This window comes from Oleiagrimonas citrea (assembly GCF_012395255.1).
Classification (GTDB): domain Bacteria; phylum Pseudomonadota; class Gammaproteobacteria; order Xanthomonadales; family Rhodanobacteraceae; genus Oleiagrimonas; species Oleiagrimonas citrea.
Map to the genome: position 1 here is coordinate 511,101 of NZ_JAAZQD010000002.1, position 18,525 is coordinate 529,625.

The 18,525-nt window shown below is 67.0% G+C and carries 19 protein-coding genes; 6 read left to right on the top strand and 13 right to left on the bottom strand.

What is annotated here, in order from left to right; all coding sequences use genetic code 11:
* Positions 1 to 65 precede the first annotated feature (65 nt).
* On the top strand, positions 66 to 1,964 hold the full coding sequence (locus HF690_RS06350; RefSeq protein WP_168608849.1) for a sigma-54-dependent Fis family transcriptional regulator: 1,899 nt from the start codon (positions 66 to 68) through the stop codon (positions 1,962 to 1,964).
* Here HF690_RS06350 and HF690_RS06355 read toward each other — a convergent pair.
* On the bottom strand, positions 1,950 to 2,720 hold the full coding sequence (locus tag HF690_RS06355; protein WP_168608850.1) for an NRDE family protein: 771 nt from the start codon (positions 2,718 to 2,720) through the stop codon (positions 1,950 to 1,952). The genes HF690_RS06350 and HF690_RS06355 overlap by 15 nt on opposite strands.
* A 105-nt stretch (positions 2,721 to 2,825) precedes the next feature.
* Here HF690_RS06355 and HF690_RS06360 point away from each other — a divergent pair, with 105 nt between their 5' ends.
* Both HF690_RS06360 and HF690_RS06365 read left to right on the top strand, forming a co-directional pair.
* Positions 2,826 to 3,983, top strand: coding sequence for a murein hydrolase activator EnvC family protein (locus HF690_RS06360; RefSeq protein ID WP_240151617.1), 1,158 nt, complete (start codon positions 2,826 to 2,828; stop codon positions 3,981 to 3,983).
* Between the two features lie 26 nt (positions 3,984 to 4,009).
* Positions 4,010 to 5,353, top strand: coding sequence for a S41 family peptidase (locus HF690_RS06365; protein WP_168608851.1), 1,344 nt, complete (start codon positions 4,010 to 4,012; stop codon positions 5,351 to 5,353).
* A 19-nt stretch (positions 5,354 to 5,372) separates the two neighbouring features.
* On the opposite strand, the gene tatC is transcribed toward HF690_RS06365, so the two are convergent.
* The 4 genes from tatC to HF690_RS06385 all read right to left on the bottom strand — a co-directional run bounded on the left by tatC (position 5,373) and on the right by HF690_RS06385 (position 7,580).
* Complete coding sequence (gene tatC, locus HF690_RS06370) at positions 5,373 to 6,128, bottom strand: twin-arginine translocase subunit TatC (RefSeq protein ID WP_168608852.1); 756 nt, start codon at positions 6,126 to 6,128, stop codon at positions 5,373 to 5,375.
* Positions 6,118 to 6,534 carry a Sec-independent protein translocase protein TatB gene (tatB, locus tag HF690_RS15280; protein ID WP_113064127.1) on the bottom strand — a complete coding sequence of 139 codons (417 nt, stop codon included), beginning with the start codon at positions 6,532 to 6,534 and terminating at the stop codon, positions 6,118 to 6,120. Before tatB ends, tatC begins: the two co-directional genes overlap by 11 nt.
* An 18-nt stretch (positions 6,535 to 6,552) precedes the next feature.
* Positions 6,553 to 6,801, bottom strand: a complete 249-nt coding sequence (gene tatA, locus HF690_RS15220; protein ID WP_113064126.1) for a twin-arginine translocase TatA/TatE family subunit — start codon at positions 6,799 to 6,801, stop codon at positions 6,553 to 6,555.
* An 83-nt stretch (positions 6,802 to 6,884) separates the two neighbouring features.
* The gene (locus tag HF690_RS06385) at positions 6,885 to 7,580 is read right to left on the bottom strand and encodes a lipid-binding SYLF domain-containing protein (protein ID WP_113064125.1); all 696 of its coding nucleotides are present in this window, start codon (positions 7,578 to 7,580) and stop codon (positions 6,885 to 6,887) included.
* Between the two features lie 109 nt (positions 7,581 to 7,689).
* On the opposite strand from HF690_RS06385, the gene hemH reads away from it, so the two are divergent.
* Genes hemH through HF690_RS06400 form a run of 3 tightly spaced genes read left to right on the top strand, consistent with a single transcriptional unit; the run spans position 7,690 to position 10,195 of the window.
* The gene (gene hemH / locus HF690_RS06390; protein WP_168608853.1) at positions 7,690 to 8,808 is read left to right on the top strand and encodes a ferrochelatase; all 1,119 of its coding nucleotides are present in this window, start codon (positions 7,690 to 7,692) and stop codon (positions 8,806 to 8,808) included.
* Positions 8,805 to 9,650, top strand: coding sequence for an alpha/beta fold hydrolase (locus tag HF690_RS06395; RefSeq protein ID WP_168608854.1), 846 nt, complete (start codon positions 8,805 to 8,807; stop codon positions 9,648 to 9,650). The genes hemH and HF690_RS06395 overlap by 4 nt, the downstream gene beginning before the upstream one ends.
* A 53-nt stretch (positions 9,651 to 9,703) precedes the next feature.
* Entirely contained in the window at positions 9,704 to 10,195 is a 492-nt protein-coding gene (locus HF690_RS06400; RefSeq protein ID WP_240151619.1) for a GFA family protein, read from the top strand.
* A gap of 597 nt (positions 10,196 to 10,792) precedes the next feature.
* Here HF690_RS06400 and HF690_RS06405 read toward each other — a convergent pair.
* From HF690_RS06405 to HF690_RS06440, 8 genes are all read right to left on the bottom strand, one after another.
* On the bottom strand, positions 10,793 to 12,541 hold the full coding sequence (locus HF690_RS06405) for a dipeptidyl-peptidase 3 family protein (protein ID WP_168608855.1): 1,749 nt from the start codon (positions 12,539 to 12,541) through the stop codon (positions 10,793 to 10,795).
* 99 nt (positions 12,542 to 12,640) lie between these two features.
* On the bottom strand, positions 12,641 to 13,816 hold the full coding sequence (locus HF690_RS06410) for an ABC transporter permease (RefSeq protein WP_168608856.1): 1,176 nt from the start codon (positions 13,814 to 13,816) through the stop codon (positions 12,641 to 12,643).
* A complete protein-coding gene (locus tag HF690_RS06415; protein WP_113064118.1) occupies positions 13,813 to 14,547 on the bottom strand; it encodes an ABC transporter ATP-binding protein in 735 nt (244 codons plus the stop codon). Before HF690_RS06415 ends, HF690_RS06410 begins: the two co-directional genes overlap by 4 nt.
* Positions 14,544 to 16,109, bottom strand: a complete 1,566-nt coding sequence (locus HF690_RS06420) for an alpha/beta hydrolase (protein WP_168608857.1) — start codon at positions 16,107 to 16,109, stop codon at positions 14,544 to 14,546. Before HF690_RS06420 ends, HF690_RS06415 begins: the two co-directional genes overlap by 4 nt.
* A gap of 2 nt (positions 16,110 to 16,111) precedes the next feature.
* The gene (locus tag HF690_RS06425; protein WP_193568406.1) at positions 16,112 to 16,312 is read right to left on the bottom strand and encodes a helix-turn-helix transcriptional regulator; all 201 of its coding nucleotides are present in this window, start codon (positions 16,310 to 16,312) and stop codon (positions 16,112 to 16,114) included.
* Complete coding sequence (locus HF690_RS06430) at positions 16,309 to 16,899, bottom strand: hypothetical protein (RefSeq protein ID WP_168608858.1); 591 nt, start codon at positions 16,897 to 16,899, stop codon at positions 16,309 to 16,311. Before HF690_RS06430 ends, HF690_RS06425 begins: the two co-directional genes overlap by 4 nt.
* 232 nt (positions 16,900 to 17,131) lie before the next feature.
* Positions 17,132 to 17,776, bottom strand: coding sequence for a hypothetical protein (locus HF690_RS06435; protein WP_168608859.1), 645 nt, complete (start codon positions 17,774 to 17,776; stop codon positions 17,132 to 17,134).
* Positions 17,777 to 17,805: 29 nt separating this feature from the next.
* Complete coding sequence (locus HF690_RS06440) at positions 17,806 to 18,516, bottom strand: thioredoxin fold domain-containing protein (protein ID WP_168608860.1); 711 nt, start codon at positions 18,514 to 18,516, stop codon at positions 17,806 to 17,808.
* Between the last annotated feature and the right edge of the window lie 9 nt (positions 18,517 to 18,525).

The following is an 18,525-nucleotide window of genomic DNA, read 5'->3' on the forward strand; positions in this document are numbered from 1 at the left end:
GTGTGCTCTGTAGGGAGACAGTCGCCTGAGACACTGTCGCAGAATGCGACAGTCGGGAGTTCGCCATGCGCCGTACCCTCTCCACCGACAGCATCCGTTCCGCGCGCCGCCGCTTCTTCGAAGCCGGTCTGCCGCCGCGGGGACTGGTCTCCGACACCATCGCGCAATCCTGGAACCGCTGCCGCGCACTGGGTTTGGCCAGCGACGCACGGCTGGACGCCGGCCCGCTGGAACAGGCCGCCGTGCGCGCGCTGCGCGAGCGCTACGAAGAACTGTGCCGCCTGTGTCGACCGGAGATGGAAGCGCTGTACACCGACGCCCAGGCCACCGGCAGCGTGGTCATGCTGACGGCCCCGGACGGACTCATTCTCGACGCCATGGGCAGCGCGGACTTTCTCGACAAGGCCGCGCGGGTGTCCCTGCGACCGGGCGTGACCTGGAGCGAGGACCACACCGGCACCAACGCCATCGGCACCGCACTGCACGACAAGCGCGCGGTCGAGGTGCGCGGCGCGGAGCACTACTTCGGCGCGCACCGCGTGCTCAGCTGCTCGGCCTCGCCGATCCTCGACGGACGCGGTCGCATCGTCGGCCTGCTTGACCTGTCCGGCGAGGCCAGCGTGCATCACGTGCACGCGCTGGGCATGGTGCGCTTCGCCGTCGACCAGATCGAGCGCCGCCTGCTGGAACGCGAGCTGGCCGGACGCGAGGTCATCCGCCTGCATGCCGACGCCGCCCTGCTCGGCACGCACCGCGAGGGCGTGCTGGTGTTCGAGGACCACCACCTGGTCGCCGCCAACCGCTACGCGCTGGACATGCTGGGCGTGGACTGGGACGAGGTCGGCCGCTGCCGCTACAGCAGCCTGTTCGAATCGGCGCAGCCGCGAGGCCGGGGCGTGCAGGAACTGCGCGGTCCGGGCGGGATCGCGTTCCAGGCGCAGCGCGACGTGATCCCGGCGCGGCTGCCACGCACCGCGCGGCGCAGCGCCGCCCCGTCGACGCCGACCAAGCGGATCGCGCCGCTCTTCGACGACGCCATGCGCGACGCCCTGCAGCGCCACGCGCGCCTGCTCGATGCCGACATTCCCGTGCTGCTGCAGGGCGAGACCGGCAGCGGCAAGGAAGTCGCCGCGCGCGAACTTCATCGCCGCAGCCGGCGCGCCGACGCGCCCTTCGTGGCGATCAACTGCGCTGCGTTGCCGGAAAACCTGATCGAATCGGAACTGTTCGGCTATCGGCCCGGCGCCTTCACCGGCGCGCGCCGCGAAGGCGCCACCGGGCTGCTGCGCGACGCCGACGGCGGCGTGCTGTTCCTGGACGAGATCGGCGACATGCCGGCCGCCCTGCAGACGCGTCTGCTGCGCGTGCTGCAGGAACGCGAAATCACGCCACTCGGCGGCGGTCGCGCCACGCCGGTGGATTTCGCGGTGATCGCCGCCAGCCATCGCGACGTCGCCGCCGACGTCGAAAGCGGCCGCTTCCGCGCCGACCTGTACTACCGCATCGCACAGACCACGCTGTGCCTGCCGCCACTACGCGAACAGGCGGATCTGGCCGACCGCATCACGCAGCTGTGGCGCGCGCTCGGCGGCGACGACCAGAACATGCCGCTGGCGCCGCAAACCCTGCAGCACCTCGCCGCGCTGTCCTGGCCGGGCAACATGCGCCAGCTGATCGGCGCGCTGCGCACGCTGCTGGCGCTGGGCACGCCCGGACAGACCATCACTCCCGAGGACCTTCCCGCCAACCTGCAGCCGGCTCGGGAAACCGGCCGCGCCATGCCGACACGACTGGCCGACGGCGACGTTCCCGCCATGGAGCAACTGCAGCGCGAGGCGATGCGCGCCGCACTCGACGCCTGCCACGGCAACGTGTCCGCCGCCGCGCGCCGTCTCGGCATCAGCCGCAGCACGCTCTATCGCAAGCTCGGCGCCGACGCCACGCGCACGTCAGCCGGTTCCTGAGCACAGTTCCAGCGCCCGCTCGCCCTCGAAGACGCCCAGCGGCCCGAAGCGGCGCTCGCTCATCCACACCCGCCCGTCGTGCCCGACAGCGACCAGGGTACTGGCGCGCGTGCCGTAGTCGCGACCGCGGATGAAGGCCGCCGAGAGCATGCGCTCGCGCTCGATGCCGACACCGGTATCCGGCAGCATCGCGTCGGGCCATTCGCCGGAATCGGCCAGCGCCGCCCACAGCGGCGCGAACGCGTCGGTCTCCTGCTCGATCCACGCCGTCAATCGCTGCATCAACGCCTGCGTCTTCGGCCACGGCGTATCGAAATCGGCGTTGGACAAACCGTGCACGCCCGGTTCCACCCGACGCTGCTTGGCCTGCGGATGGTTGCCCAGGTAGCAGGCCTCCTCGGCGTCGAAGCACAGCAGGTTGAACGGACGGTAGGTCACATCACGGGCATGCAGGGCTTCGCCCCATGCGCGGCAAGGCTGCGTACTGCGCAGGTAGTCGCTGACCAGCAGTCCGCGCGACGCGCCGTCGCCACCGTGACCCGGATCACGCACATTGGTCACCGTGGCCACGCGGCCGTCCGCGCAGGCGCCCAGCCAAGTGCCGCCGGCGCGCAGATCGCGGCCCGCCGCCATGCCCGGCCTGCCATCCCAGGTCGCCAGCGGCGCGGTCGGGCGGGCATGGAATTCATCGCGATTGGCCAGCAGCAGCAACCGCCAGCGGGGGTGCGCCTGCCAGGCGAAAGCGATCAGACACATGCGCGAAGACTCCGTGAACCGAACTGTATTGTCGATGACCGCGCCGCCTTCCCGCCAGTCGCGACGCATCGCTTCCGGCCCGGTCGGCAGGCATAATCGAACGGCATGTCGTTCACCCGTCGCTTCCTCCGCCCCGGCGTCCTGCCGATCCTGATGCTGCTGGTTCTGCTGGCTGGCGCGCTGCCGCGCGTGGCGCACGCCGACGCGAACAGCCGGGAACAGGCGCAGGCCAAGGCCAAACTGGAAGCGGTGAAGAAGCAGATCGCGCAGCTGACCCGTGCGCAGCGCGACACCGCGACCCGCCGCGACAAGATCAGCGCCGAACTGGGCCAACAGGCCGACCGGCTCAATGCCGCCGCGCGCGCCGTGCGCGAGAGCGATGCCGCGATCGCCGCCAAGCGCAAGCAGCTGGATGCGCTCGACGCCCAGCGCAAGCCGCTGGACGCCAAGCTGCGTGCCCAGCGCGCCGCCCTGGGCGATCTGCTGCGCGCCGCCTACGCGCTCGGCCACGGTTCGGATCTGCGCCTGTTGCTGGGCGACGACGACATCGCCCGCATCGGTCGCGCGCTGGCGTATTCGCGCTACTTCCAGCGCGACCGCATCCAGCGCATCCACAGCCTGATGCAGGATCTCGCCAAGCTGCAGGACCTGCAGCAACGCATCGCCCAGGAGCAGCAGGCCCTGGAGCAGGAGCGCACACAGCGTCAGGCACACGTGCAGGCCCTGAGCGAAGCCCGCGACCGGCAGCGCGCGTTGCTCGCCAAGGCACAGGACCAGCTCAAGCAACAGGGCAAGCAACTGGATCAGCTCCAGCGCAACCAGAAGCAGCTCAACGACCTCATCGCGCGCCTGCGCAACGTGTTCGCCGACATCCCGCGCAAGCTGCCGGACGACACGCCATTCGCCAAGCGCCGCGGGCACCTGCCCTGGCCGGTGCGCGGCAAGCTCACGCGCAGCGGCGACGGCGTCACCATCGACGCCCGCCGCGGCAGCACCGTGCGCGCCGTCGCCCACGGGCGCGTCGCCTTCGCCAACTGGCTGCGCGGCTACGGCATGCTCATCATCGTCGATCACGGCAACGGCTGGATGAGCCTGTACGGCGACAACGAGTCGCTGTTGCGCGACGTTGGCGACTGGGTCGACGCCGGCGAGAAGCTCGGCACCGTGGGCGTCGAAACCGGCGGCCACGAAGGCGTATATTTCGGACTGCGGCACAAAGGCAAGGCCGTCAACCCACTTCCCTGGCTGACGCGACACCGATGATGGCAACGCACTGACCGGAGACCTTCATGCGCCCGACTGCGATGCGACTGCTCACACTGTTCACGGCGCTCTGTCTACCCGGCGTCGTGCACGCCTCCGACCCGCCATCCACGACCGCTCCCGCCTCCGCCGCCAGCACGATGGCACAGGACGACACCGTCGATCTGCGCGACATCCGCAACTTCACCCGCGCCTACGCCATCATCCGCCAGGCCTACGTGGAGAAAATCAGCAACCGCGAGCTGATGGACAAGGCCATCGCCGGAATGCTGTCCGGCCTTGATCCGCACAGCGCCTATCTGGGCCGCAAGGGACTGGACAACCTCGCCGAGGACACCAGCGGCCGCTACAGCGGGCTGGGCGTGGAAGTGGCGCAGGTCAACGGCGAGCTGATGGTGGTCGCGCCGCTCGACGGCTCGCCCGCCGCGCGCGCCGGCATCCGCCCCGGCGACGTCATCCTCAAGGTCGATCAGGCCCCGGTCGATCCCGCCGACATCAACGCCTCCATCGCCAAGCTGCGCGGCGCACCCGGCACGCCCATCACGCTCACCGTGCTGCACGACAAATCCGGCCTGCCGGTCGACGTGGCGATGACGCGCGAACGCATCGCCCTGACCAGCGTGACCCTGCGCGAGCTGGAGCCGGGCTACGCCTACCTGCGCGTCAGCCAGTTCCAGGAAGACACCAGCGACGACCTGCAGCGAAAGTTCGCCGCGCTGGTCAAGGCGAACGGTCCCCAGCGAGGCGCGGTGCTGGATCTGCGCAGCAATCCGGGCGGCCTGCTTACGGCGGCAGTCGGTGTCAGCGACGCCTTTCTCGACCGCGGCCGCATCGTCCGCACCCGCGGCCGCCTGCCCGATGCCAACATGGCATTCGATGCGCACGCGGGAGATCTGCTGCACGGCGCGCCGCTGATCGTGCTGGTCGACCACGGCACCGCCTCGGCCGCCGAGATCGTCGCCGGCGCGCTGCAGGACAATCATCGCGCACTGATCATGGGTCGACGCACCTTCGGCAAGGGCGTGGTGCAGACCGTCATCCCGATCGACGAAAACCATGCCATCAAACTGACCACCGCGCGCTACTACACGCCGGACGGCCGCTCGATCCAGGCCGAAGGCATTGCCCCGGACATCCGCATCGCCGACCTCGTCGCGCGGCAGGGCGACCACGGCCCGTCACTGATCGGCTCGGAAGCCGATCTGCCCAACCACCTCGCCAACGAGCAGCCGGACGTCTCCCGCCCGACGCCGATCAAGCCCGACGAGGACGGGGCGCTGGCGCGCAGCGACTACGCGCTGGCGCAAGCATTGAACGTGCTGAAGGGACTGGCGCTGAGCCGGCGACAGACGTCCACCACCACGCACTAGCGCGGCAAGAGCGTCACTCTTACGCGTCGGACGCGTCGTCGCCCGGACGCACCAGCAGCTTCGCGGCCAGAATCCCGGCCTCGAACAGCAGGTACATCGGCACCGCCAGCAGCACCTGGGACATGACGTCCGGCGGCGTCAGCACCGCTGCGGCGGCGAAGCACACCACCACCACGTAGGGCCGCGACTTGCGCAGCTTGTCCACTGAAAGCAGTCCGATCGCGACCAGGATCACCACCGCCACCGGCACCTCGAAGCACAGTCCGAAGGCGAAAAACAGCGTCAGCACAAAGCTGAGGTAGTGGTTGATGTCGGTCATCATCTCCACGCCCTGCGGCGTCACCGCCGTCAGGAAGCGGAAAGCCGCGGGCATGACCAGGAAATACGCAAACGCACACCCGGTGTAGAACAGCAGCACCGCCGACACCAGCAGCGGACGCGCCAGTCGCTTCTCGTGCCGGTACAGACCGGGGCTGACGAAGGCCCAGAACTGGTAGATCACCACCGGCATCGCCAGCACCAGGGCCAGCACGGCGGTCAGCTTGATGGGGGTGAAGAACGGGCTGGAGACCTCGGTCGCGATCAGGTGCCCGCCGTGCGGAAGGTGTCGCACCAGCGGCTCGGCCAGCTCGGTGTACAGCCATTCGCGGAACGGGAACAGCGCCACGAACAGCACCGCCACGGCGAGCACGCTGCGGATGATGCGCGAGCGCAGCTCGATCAGGTGGGAGATCAGGCTTTCCTCGACCTGCGGCTGCTCGGTCTCAGCGCTCATCGCGGCGCTCCTCGCCGGAGGCGGCGCGTGCCGTATCGTCCGGCTTCGGGGATGCATCCGCAGCGGCGGACTGCTCCGCGGGGCGCTCGGGATCGTCGTCCTCGCGCAGCGGCTGGCCCTTCATCGCGTCGGCGGCCTCGCGCACGCGATCGGCGCCTTCGCGCACCGTGTCCTTGGCCTGCTCGCTGGTCCGGCGGATGTGTTCTTGCGCTTCCTTCAGGTTGCGCTTCATCTCCTCGGCCTCGATCTCGCGCTCGACTTCCGCGCGCACGCTCTCCCAGCCGTTGCGCAGGCGGCGCAGCAGCGTGCCGACCGTGCGCGCGGCACCCGGCAGACGCTCGGGACCGAGCACCACCAGGGCCACCACCGCGATCAGCAGCAGTTCGCCGAAACCGATATCGAACATGAGGCGGGACGGAGCCGGTCAGTGACCGGACGTATCCTGCGAGGACTTTTCGCTCTCGCTCTCGCGCTTGGCGTCCGCCGCCGGGGCCGGGGCATCCGCCTTCAGCTTCTCGGAGGCGTCGTCTTCCTTGTCGTCGTCGCTCATGCCTTTCTTGAAGCCACGAATCGCCTTGCCCAGGTCGGAACCGATATTGCCGAGTTTCTTGGTGCCGAACAGCAGCACGATGATCAGCACGATCAGCAGCAGTTGGAAGGGACCTACGCTCACGGGGTTTCCTCAATCAAAACAGCACAGTAAAAGGGCGATCCGCCACGCGGATCGCCCGGTCCGGACCGCCTTCGCGTGCCGGGCTACTTCGCAGTGTACTCCTCCAGGCGGTCGCGGAAATCCACCACCGGATTGGGCACGTTGGTGACGCCGCCCTCGAAGATGCGGCGTGGAGTGATGCCGGGACCGTAGACGGCGGCGTCGGCGTCGTAATCGATGCGCAATACCGAACCGTTCAGGGACACGCCGGCGAACAGACCGCGCGAGCGCGAATAGGAGTAGATCTCGGCCTTGAACTGGGCATCGGTCGAGGCATGCGCGTTGCGGCCGACCGGGCCGGCGGCGGCGGCCGCGTCCACGCCCAGCGTGAACTTGCCGTCGACCAGCGAATCGACGCCGCGCTGGGTGCGGAACACCAGCACCACGTCGGTCGCGGACACGCCGGCCTGGAAACCAATGCTGCCGCCGGTCAGGCTGACGAAGACCGGGTTCGACCAGGTGCCGTTGGCCGTGCGCACCGAGACCAGACCGCGGCCGTGCTGGCCGCCGAAGATCAGACCGGCCTTGACCACGTCCGGCACCACCACGATGGCCTTGGCGTTGCGCAGCAGCTCCTGCGGAATGGCCTTGTCCGGCGCCTGCTGGATCTGCGCCAGCACGGTGACGGCCTTGCTGGCGCGCTGAAGCGCTTCGCCGCGATCGTCGGCATGCGCCGCCGCCAACGGAAGGAAGGCGCTGACCGCGACCAGCAGAAAAGCGTGAAAACGCTGCTTGGACATGAAAAGTCTCCGAACGCTGTAGAACTTCAAACGCACCGCCGGCTTCGTCCCGGCAAGCGCGCATGGGCTTGTGGCAGACTGCATCGAATCCCGCGCGAATCCTGGCCCGATGCAAGCATCCACGAACTATACCGGCCTGGCCGGCTATCGCCATGACAGCCTACCGGCGGCAGGTGTACTGCTGGTAAATCTGGGCACGCCCGAAGCGCCGACGGCCAAGGCCGTGCGTCCGTATCTGGCCGAATTCCTCGGCGACCCGCGCGTCATCGAGTACCCGCGCTGGCTGTGGATGCCGATTCTGCACGGCGTGATCCTGCGCGTGCGCCCGCCGCGCTCGGCCGAGGCCTACGCCAAGATCTGGACCGAGCAGGGTTCGCCGCTGCGCGTGTTCAGCGAATCGCTGGCTACCGGCATGCAGGCCGAACTGGGCCGACGCCACCGTGGCCCGATCCGGGTCGCCCTGGCGATGCGCTACGGGCAGCCGAGCGTGGCCGACACCATCGCCCAACTGCAGCGCGAAGGCGTGCGCCGGCTGCTGGTGCTGCCGCTGTACCCGCAGTACTCGGCCACCTCGACCGGATCGGTCCTCGATGCCGTGGCCGACACCCTGAAGACCCTGCGCTGGCCGCCCGAGCTGCGCATCGTCAACGACTACCACGCCGAGGCCGCCGTGATCGACGCGCTCGCCGCCAGCGTGCGCGCGCACTGGGACGCACACGGGCGCGGCGACAAGCTGCTGCTGTCCTTCCACGGCATCCCCGAGCGCTATTTCCACGCTGGCGATCCGTACTTCTGCCAGTGCCAGGCCACCGCGCGCCTGCTGCGCGAGCGACTGGGCATGGGCGAGGACGAACTCGTCGTCAGCTTCCAGTCGCGCGTCGGCCGCGAACGCTGGCTGCACCCCTACACCGACGAAACCGTGCGCCAGCTGGCTACCGATGGCGTGCGCAAGCTGGACGTGCTGTGCCCGGGCTTCGCCGTCGACTGCCTGGAGACGCTGGAGGAAATGGCGATGCAGAACCGCGACTTCTTCGTCGAAGCCGGCGGCGAGACGCTGCGCTACATCCCCGCGCTCAATGACCAGCCGGCCCACATCAGGGCGCTGACCGACCTCGCCCTGCGGCACATGCAGGGCTGGCCGGAAGTCGCCGACGACTACGATCCCGCGCGCGCCACCGCAACACTGGCGGACGCGCACCGCCGCGCATCCGCTCTGCGCGAATCATGATCGAACGCGATCTCGACGCCGCCGGCCTGGCGCTGAAGGCCTGCATCCACGGCCCGGCCGACGCTCCGCCCGTGCTGGCACTGCACGGCTGGCTCGACAACGCCGCCAGCTTCGAACGACTGGCGCCGCACCTGGACACCCATCGCCTGATCGCGCTGGACCTGCCGGGCCACGGCCGTTCCGCACACCTACCAGCCAGTCCGTTCGTGGCCTACGGCATCGCCGAATACGTCGCCGCCGTGCTCGCCGCGGCCGACGCACTGGCACTGCAGCAGTTCGACCTGCTCGGCCACTCGCTGGGTGCGGGCGTCGCCAGCCTGGTCGCCGCCGCCGCGCCGGACCGCGTGCGCCGGCTCGGCCTGATCGAAGGGCTCGGACCGCTCGCCGACGATCCCGCGCGCAGCCTGCAGCGCTTCCGCGACGCCACCGCGCGGCGACTGCGCCGCGGTACGCGTCGACTCAGCGTCTTCCCCGATGTCGACAGCGCCGTCGCCGCACGTGCCGCCGCCACTGATCTGCCCGCGGAGCAGGCGCAGGGCATCGTCGAGCGCGGCCTGATCCAAGTTGGCGATGGCTACCGCTGGTCCAGCGATCCGCGCCTGACCCTGCCCACGCCGGTGCGCATGGACGAAGCACAGATCCGCCGCCTGCTCGCAGGCATCGCCGCGCCGACGCTCCTGCTGCTTGCGCGCCCGCAGACGCCCTACCTGCCCGACACGATGATGCGCGAACGCGCCGCACACGTCGCCGACCTCCGCATCGAATCGCTCGATGGCCACCACCACCTGCATCTGGAACATCCCGAAACCGTGGCCACCCTTATGCGCGAACACTTCGCATAACCGCCCGCCATCCACCTCTACAATCGATACAGGCATTCCTGTGGAGCACGACCATGCGCATGCGTGAAGGCGAAATCCTGGAAGGCGGCTGCGACTGCGGCGCGATCCGCTATGCGATCGAGGGTCCGCCACTGTTCGTGCACGGCTGCCACTGTCGCTGGTGCCAGCGCGAGACCGGCAGCGCCTTCGCCATCAACGCCATGATCGAAACCGACCGCGTCGACGTGCTCGAAGGCGAGCCGCTGTTCGTGGACACACCCTCGGCCAGCGGCAAGGGCCAGCGCATCGCGCGCTGCCCGACCTGTTTCGTGGCGCTGTGGAGCCACTACAACGGCGCCGGCCCGCGCATGGCCTTCGTCCGCGTCGGCACGCTGGACGACCCGGACCGCCTGCCGCCGGACATCCATATCTTCACCGAATCCAAGCAGCCCTGGGTGGTTCTGCCCGAAGGCACGCCCGCCGTGCCGGTCTACTACGACCGTAAGGAACATTGGCCAACGGCAAGCCTGGCCCGCCATCGCATGTTGTTAGAGCGTGAAACATAGCTCGTGAGTTAAATTAAATAACTACGCTCAGACTTAATTCAAGAGCTATTTTTTTGCTAATAGATGCGCTTATAGTCAGACTCAAAATCGCCAAGTTCAGCAAGCTGATCCAAAACAGTGATGCTTGTTGAAACTAAAAAATTCGCTCGAACCTTGTCATCCCAATCTTCTACACCATGCTTACCACCATGAAAAGGATTGTTGCGAACAGTCTTAACTAACCGCACGACTTTCGCGAGATCAGACCTGCAGTCTTCAAGACCAACGCAATGCCATCCCAGCCCCCATTTGATTCAACCACTTGACGCTTTGGCGAAGATTCAATCAACGACTTAGCTTCAGCGGATAGATGGAACGCTTCTGCATGTCTTTCAACAAAGGTATCCCAGCCGGGCTCCGCCTTTGAGCCCGGCTTCTCGCACCTCAAATATCGATTTTCTTTGAGACAGAACTCAAATCGAGAAAATCGATAAAAGAATCTAAAGGCACACCCTGATAATTCGTTTGTAATTTCATCTTCGCGCATGAACTTCCCAATTGGAGCCATGATTCGTCGCAGCTCAGCACATTCCCGCGACGAAAAGCATCACTCTCGTCCTAACGGGGCACCGACTCAGAGCTCGGTTCGCTGTCATCCAGACCCAACACCTTTGCCCCCTGCTCGAAACGGATATCGACCGGAATGTCGGCCTGATCCAGTCGCTTCAGGTCAGACGCAAGCTGCGGGCCGACGACACCCATCGCGTCGCCCATCTTCTTCGCATCGGCGTAATCGCCGTCGCCCTGCAGGGTCAGGATGCGCGTGGTCAGCGCGGTCATGGCCTGGGTCATCTTGTCAAAATGCACGCGGTAGCGGCCGGTGTCGGCATCACGGGTGATCGCGCCGTGCTTGAGGAAGTAGTTGAAGCGCAGCATGTTGGCCTGGGCGTGGGCGTCGGTGGCACCGAAGCGGACCGAGCGCAGCATGCCGGCGAGGAAGGTGACGTAGTTGTCCATCAACTTCGACTTGTCCAGCTCGCCCATTTCGCCGAGCTTGCGCACCATGTACAGGCCGAGGATGTCGGCCTTGCCTTCCTCGAAGCTGGAGGCGTATTCCTTCAGCGCCTTGCGCACCGTGCCCTTGCCGTCGAGTGTGTTCTTGATGCCCAGGCCGTGCGCCACTTCGTGGAACATGGTGTTCTGGAAGAACGCGTCGAAGGTGACGTGGTCGAGCTGATCCTTGGCGATCAGCGTCGCCGCGATCGGCTTCATGATCTTGTCGAACTTCGCCTGCATCACGTTCTCCAGCTGCAGGCGGCGCGTGCCCTTCTTCAGCTGCACCTGTTCGTCGTTGGGCAGGTTGATGGCGATGGTCTTGGCACCGACATTGGCGTCGCCGGCGTAGTACACCGCGAAGTAGGCGTTGAGGTCGGCGTCGGAACCGGGCTTCTCGGCCTTGTACTTCGCCGGCACCGGCAGGTCGCGCTGCAGCTGCGGCAGGTACTTGGCGAAGCGCTTGAGCTTCTCGCTCCAGGCCTGGTCCTTGATGAGCACGTAGGATTCGTAGGCGGCCTTGTAGCCGAACAACTGGTCCTCGTAGGTCTCGATCGGGCCGATGACGATGTCGACCGGATTGTTCTTCATGTCCATCCAGGCGAAGTCGCTGGGCTGGTAGTCGTCGGTCTGCAGCGCGTCGGCACGCATCTTCAGATACTTGGCAAAGCCGGGGTCCTCGGCCAGCGTCGAGGCCTGACGCAGCAGGTCCGCCGCCTTGTCCAGCTGCGGCTTGTAGGCCACGTGGTAAGGCACCGTGACCAGCTCGCCGGTGTCCTCGCGGTGCAGCACCGGGCGCAGCAGCGTGTACAGGCTGGTCTTGTCCTTGAGCGGCGACTTGTCGAATTCCGCCTTGGTCATGTCGGCCGGATAGAACTGCGCGCCGGGCGGGCGCGGACCGACGCCGGCGACGAAGGGATGATCGGCGTTGAGCCGGTCCCACGGGCCGTAGTTGATGTCGAACAGCTCGCGCGTGGCGTCGTCGTGGATGCGCGCGCGCAGGGCGTCGGCGTTGGCCACGGACTGCTTCCAGTAGATCGGATTCATTTGATCGGCCGCCTGGATCAGCAGACCGACCATCTTCTTCTGCTTCGCATCGAGGTGCGAAAGATCCGCGGTCAGCTTCACCGTGGCGTAGTCGCCGAGATGACGACTGGCGTAACGGGCGCTGCTGGAGGCCGCGGCCGGCGCGACCGTGCTGGCCGCCGGCTTCGCGGCCGCCTGGTCCGGCGTCGCCGCGGGCTTGTCGTGACAGGCCGTCAGCAGCACCGCCGAAGCGAGCAGCAGGCCAAGTGCAGGAATGGACGTACGCATGGAACTCTCCCCCGAACATGGAGAGTCCAGTCTATCGGGATGCCGCGGTCGATACAGCCGTGCCCCGCCGCGCCGTAACGCGACGGGGCACGGACTCGCTCAAGCCGAGATCGCCAGGCGCTCGGAGGCGTAGACCCGCACCGTGGCCAGCACCGCCACCAGCGCGGTCAGGAAGCCGCTGACCAGCACCAGCCCGACCTGCACACCCGTGACCGAACCACCGCGCAGCAGCTCGGTGATGCCCAGCTGCTGACCCAGCAGCGGCACGGCGTACATCCAGTCGGCCGACTTCACCGGCATGAAGCTGAGGATCATCGACGGCAGCATCGGCAGCAGCATCAGGATCGACAGATAGGTCTGCGCCTCGCGATAGCTCTTGGCGAAGGCCGACACCAGCGTCTGCAGCGAAGCGAACAGTCCCGCCAACGGCAGCATCAACAGCAACACCGTGCCGGCGAAGGCCGGCCCCAGATCGATGGCCATGCCCAGCTTGTCGGTCGGCAGAATGTAGCCGGCCAGATGGAACGCGACCAGACTCAGTACCAGACTGGCGGTGGCGAACGCGGCGGTCGCACCGAGCTTGCCCAGCAGGATGCGCCAGCGCGCCACCGGATTGACGAACAGCGGCTCCAGCGACTTGCGCTCACGTTCGCCCGCGGTCAGATCGATGGCCAGGTACATGCCGCCGATGAACACGCCGACCACGAAGAAGTACGGCATGAAGGCGAACAGCTGCCCGGCGCGCGACTGCGGCGTGGACTGGTCGCGCGTAGCCACCACCACCGGCGTCGCCACCGCGGGCGACAGACCGCGCGCCAGCAGGCGGATCGCACCCTGGGTGCGCGAATACCGTTCCAGCATGGTTCTTACCCGCTTGACCGGAGTGTTCGCGTCACGGCGCGAGGCGTCGTAGATCACCTCGACCTGCGCCGGATCGCCCTTGTTCCAGGCCTTCGGATAGCTGGCCGGAATACGCAGCACAACATCGGCCAACTGCTGCTTCACCGCGGCCTCGGGGTGCTCGATGGCCGGCTCGACCACCAGGCCGTACTGCTCCAGCGCGTGGACCAGATTGGGCGCGCGCTGGGCGCCGATCACCGGCACCTTGAGCGGCGTCTCGGCCTTGTCCAGTTGTTTCTGGATGATGACGTTCATCAGCATCACGAACAGGAACGGTCCCAGCAGCGGGCCCATGACGAGCGCGCTGGTGATGGTGCGGCGGTCGCGCAGGTTCTCGCGGACCTCTTTCAGGAATACGGTCAGGGTGGCGTTCATGCGGCCAGGCCCTCCTCGGTACCGATGATCTTCACGAAGGCGTCCTCGAGATTGGATTCGCCGGTCTGTTCGCGCAGTTGGTCCGGCGACGCGTCAGCGGCGACACGGCCGTGCGCGATCACCACGATGCGATCGCACAGCGCCGCCACCTCCTGCATGATGTGGCTGGAGAACAGCACGCACTTGCCCTCGTCGCGCAGCTTGCGCATGAAGGCGCGCATGGCGCGGGTGGCCATCACGTCGAGGCCGTTGGTCGGCTCGTCCAGGATCACGTGGTCCGGGCCGTGCACCAGCGCGCGGGCAATGGCAGTCTTGACCCGCTGACCCTGCGAGAAGCCCTCGGTGCGGCGGGCGGCGAAATCGCCCATGCCCAGCGCCTCGATCAGCGCCTCGCGCTGCTGCGCGATCGCGGCTTCGTCCATGCCCTGCAGACGGCCGAAGTAGTCGATGTTCTCGCGCGCGGTCAGCCGCTTGTACAGACCGTGCGCATCCGGCAGCACGCCGAGCCGCTTGCGCACCGCCACCGGGTCGACGGCCGGGTCGACGCCGTCGACCAGCACCTGGCCGCGGTCGGGCGACATCAGCGTGTAGAGCATGCGCAGCGTGGTGGTCTTGCCGGCGCCGTTGGGGCCGAGCAGGCCGGTGATCTCGCCGTCGCGCGCGCTGAAGCTGACGCCATCGACGGCTTTGACCTCACCGAAGGTCTTGTGGAGATCCTTGACCTCGATCATGGCGTGGCTCCGTTGAAATTGACGTAGGGGGGCGTGGGGCCGAGACGATCCAGACACTTCGCGTCCAGCGTTTTCGGATCGGGCTGGTCAATGAAGCGTCGGATCACCTTGGGCATGCAACCGCGCATAAATTCCGAGTGGCCCTGCCCCTTGAGCACCAGCTGCCGAGCGTTGTCGAGGTCGGTCACGATCTGCTTGCCCCATGCGGGCGGCGTCACCGGATCCAGTTGTCCCGACAACACCAGTGTCGGGATCTTTCCGCGCAGCGGCTGATGGAAATCGGCCGGGCGCGTGCCGTGCGGCCAGATCGCGCAGTTGGCCTTGAGTTCGCGTACGAACCCATCGCCCAGCAACGTGTCCTTGTCCTGCGGACGCGGGTGGATCAGGTCGGCGTCCTCCGCACAGGTCACGCTCAGACCCATGCCGGAATTGATGTCGCTGCCGAGATCGCCACTGACCAGCCGCTCCTGTCCCATCAGCGGACCCGGATCGCCGTGCGCCGCCGCATCGATGCTGAGCGGCAGCAGCGCGATGGTTTCCGGCGAATAGGCGAACAGGCGCACCACGGTCGCCAGCGACTTCTGATTGAACATGCGCTGGCTGGGCTTGTACGTGCGCGGATCGCGTACCGTGACCATGTGCGGATGGGCGCGCACGTCGGCCACCAGTTTCTGCAGCGTCCGGTACGGGTCGCCGTAACGCTTCTTGCACGCCGCATTCGCAGTGCACAGCGCGAAGTCCTTGCGCAGCGCGTCCTGCAGATGCTGGGCGATCAACTGACCCAGTGCGACCGTGTTCGGCACCGCCGAGTCCAGCACCATGCTGCGCACCGCGTCGGGGTGGCGCATGGCGTATTGCTGCGCCATGCGCGTGCCGTAGGACACGCCCAGCAGGTCGAACTTCGGCGCACCCAGCGCCTGCCGTACCGCTTCCAGGTCGGCCACCGCGTCGGTCGTGGTGTAGTAGCGCGGATCGGCCTTCTTCTCGACTTCGGCCAGGCACTTTTTCAGGTACGCGGCACGCGCGTCCGGGTCCTGGCTGTAGTCGATGTTCGGGTCGGCGTCCTTCTCGGTCTGCGCGCAGGTCAACGGGTTGGAATCGCCGGTGCCGCGCTGGTCCAGCAGCAGGATGTCGTGGTGCTTGTGCAGTTCCTCGAAGCCCTTGGCCGCCATCACGTATTCACGCGTGGCCGCCTGGCCCGGACCGCCGGCGAGGAACACCACCATGTCCGGATCAGGCACGGTCGCCGCGCTGCGCACGATGGCGAGCTTCAGGCCGATCTTGCGGCTGTGCGGGTCGGCACGGTTCTCCGGCACCCGGAACGGCGAGCACCAGGCCGCCGCGCGCCGGCCGGAACCCGGCCGCGTCAGTTCGCAGGGCTTGAAGGTCAGCCGGCCGCGCTTCCACACCTGCGGCTTGACCTCGACGTGCACGGGCTTGGCCGGCGCCTGCGTCGACGCCGCACCGGCGGGCGCCGACGCGTCGTGCTTGAACACCTGCCTGCCGCCGAAAATCGCCACCGCGATGCCCACGGCGATCGCGATGCGTACTCCTGGTTTCATCTTCACGCTTGATCCCCCGGATCAAAAATGGATTCGATCGACGACCCGAATACCCGCGCGATGCGGAAGGCCAACGGCAGGCTCGGGTCGTACTTGCCGGTCTCGATGGCGTTGACCGTCTGCCGCGAGACATCGAGGCGCTCGGCCAGATCGGCCTGCGACCAGCCGTGTTCGGCGCGCAATGCGCGCAGGTGATTGTTCATGGTTCGCCACCGTCGTAGCGGCGACGGATCCACCACACCGCCACGCCGTACACCGCGAACATGGCCGGCAGCACCAGCACCAGCGCGTTCTTCAGCAGCACCACGCCGGCGGCGGCCATGAAGCCGAGTGCCAGACTCACCAGACCGACGCTGAGACTGGCGATGGAAATGGCTTCCAGCTGGATACGACGTTCGAGTTCATCGCTGGCCAGCACCAGCCGCACCATGGCGCGCACCACGAAGGCCACCGGCAATACCGGCAGCAGCGCGATCAGAACCCGCAGGCCATTCGCATGCACATGCTGCAGCAGCGGCCACACCGAGAACAGGATCACCACATAGGCCACGATGGCCGGAAAGAACTCGCGCATATAGCGCCGCTGCGGCGCACGAAGGGGTTCGTCGCGGGTGTACAGCGAGAACAGCAGCCACACGCCGCCCAGCACCAGACCAAGGACGCCGAGCCGTTGCAGCGACGACCATGTGAACACCTCGCCCGCGATCCACGCGACCGTGCCGAGCGCCAATGCGGTCGCTCCGATGCGCCGCAACATCCGGCGCTTGCTGGTCCCCTCTGCCTTGCGCATGCCGATCGCTCTCCTTCGGAAAAGCCGTGACGACGGAACGGAGGATTCGGACGCCCTCCGTACAGCTCGCCCCGATGTCAAGCAAACTTGACATGTAGGAGTGTGCTTCGGCCCGCCGACCATGTCAAGCACACTTTACTTTTTCGGGAATGCCGTCTGCGCGACCTGGACGGCCACAAGACAATGGCGCATGACAATGGCGCATGCGACACGGGTCAGGACGTCGGCTCGCTCAGCGCGCATCCTGATTGCGTCGGCGCGATTCCGGCACAGAGAAAAGCGCATCCGGGAGTGGCGCTTCACGCACCGCCACGGCATGCATCTGGAGTGTCTGGTCGGCCAGATTGCGCCCTTTCAGTTCCAGCACCATGCCTGTCTTGGCATCGAGCCAGAAGGTGCCGCGATCCAGACCCAACGGTCCCTGCTGACCAGCGTGGCGAAAGCGCCACCCCACGGCCTCGCGACCGGCAATCCGACGCGACCCGATGCCATGACAGGCGAGATCCAGCGCGAAACAAGGCTCCCGCACCGGGAGGCGCACATGCTGCGAAAGGTGCAGCCAACCGGTCGGCAGCACGCGCCCGGAAGGCAGGCGAAGCAGGGTTCTGCCCCCGTTGCGGTAGATCCGTCCGCGAAGCCGCGAAGACGCCTTGAAATCGACACGCACCCGTTCGCCGGAGACGTAGATCGTTTCCACCAGCGTCCCGGGCCGTCCCATGTCACCGGAAGACTTGGGAATCGCCGTCCCGGAAAGCACCGCATCGACTCGTATGTCCGCCGCGTGCGCCTGCGCCGCGGCGGCAACGAACAGCGACACCAGAGCACACAGGCGAACCAACTGAATGACGACGCGACGCACGATGCGCACGACCGGCACGACGACAACCTCCCTGCGCCAACGCCGGTTCACGGACGTCGCGCCGCAGTCGACCTGGAGCCGGTAGCGGCGTGATGCCAGGGGTCCATCGTGTGACCGAGTTCGTCCACGGCGCGCTGTATGGCATCGGCATCCATCAACCCCATGATCCGGTAGTAGCGCTTGCCCGGATACAGCTCGAAACCGAGGATCGGCGTGGCCACGAGATCCTTCGCATGCATGGATTCCCGGGTGTTGGCCTCGACCTTTTCGATCGCCCAGGCCGGAACATTCCGTGGCACAGGCAATCCACCCTCATCGCGCTTGAAGTCGTAGCGCCGCTCGTTCGTCTCCAGCGCATCCACGGGGTTGGACGCTGCCAGGATGGCTGCCGCACGTTTCGTACTCATCGGATTGATGTAGGCCACCGGCACCCAGTGGATGCGCACGCGGTCGAGATACGGTTCGAGGACGCGCCACTGCCGGGCGCAGACAGGACAATTGGGATCGAAATAGACCAGCATGCGCTTGTCGCTGTCGGCCGGCCCCGTGTCGATGCCGGTCCGCTGCATCGAACGCGTCCAGAACGCCTGCATCTGCGTCCAGTCGACCTGCGCCGCGGGCGAATCGACAACCGCTGTCCCGGCATGCGCACCGCCCGAAGCCGATGCCTTCGGCGCGGCTTCATGCGGGCTCGAACAAGCCGCCAGCAAGCCGGAAGCCAACACGCACCAGACCATTCGTCGCACGAACTTTTTCACGGAAGCTCC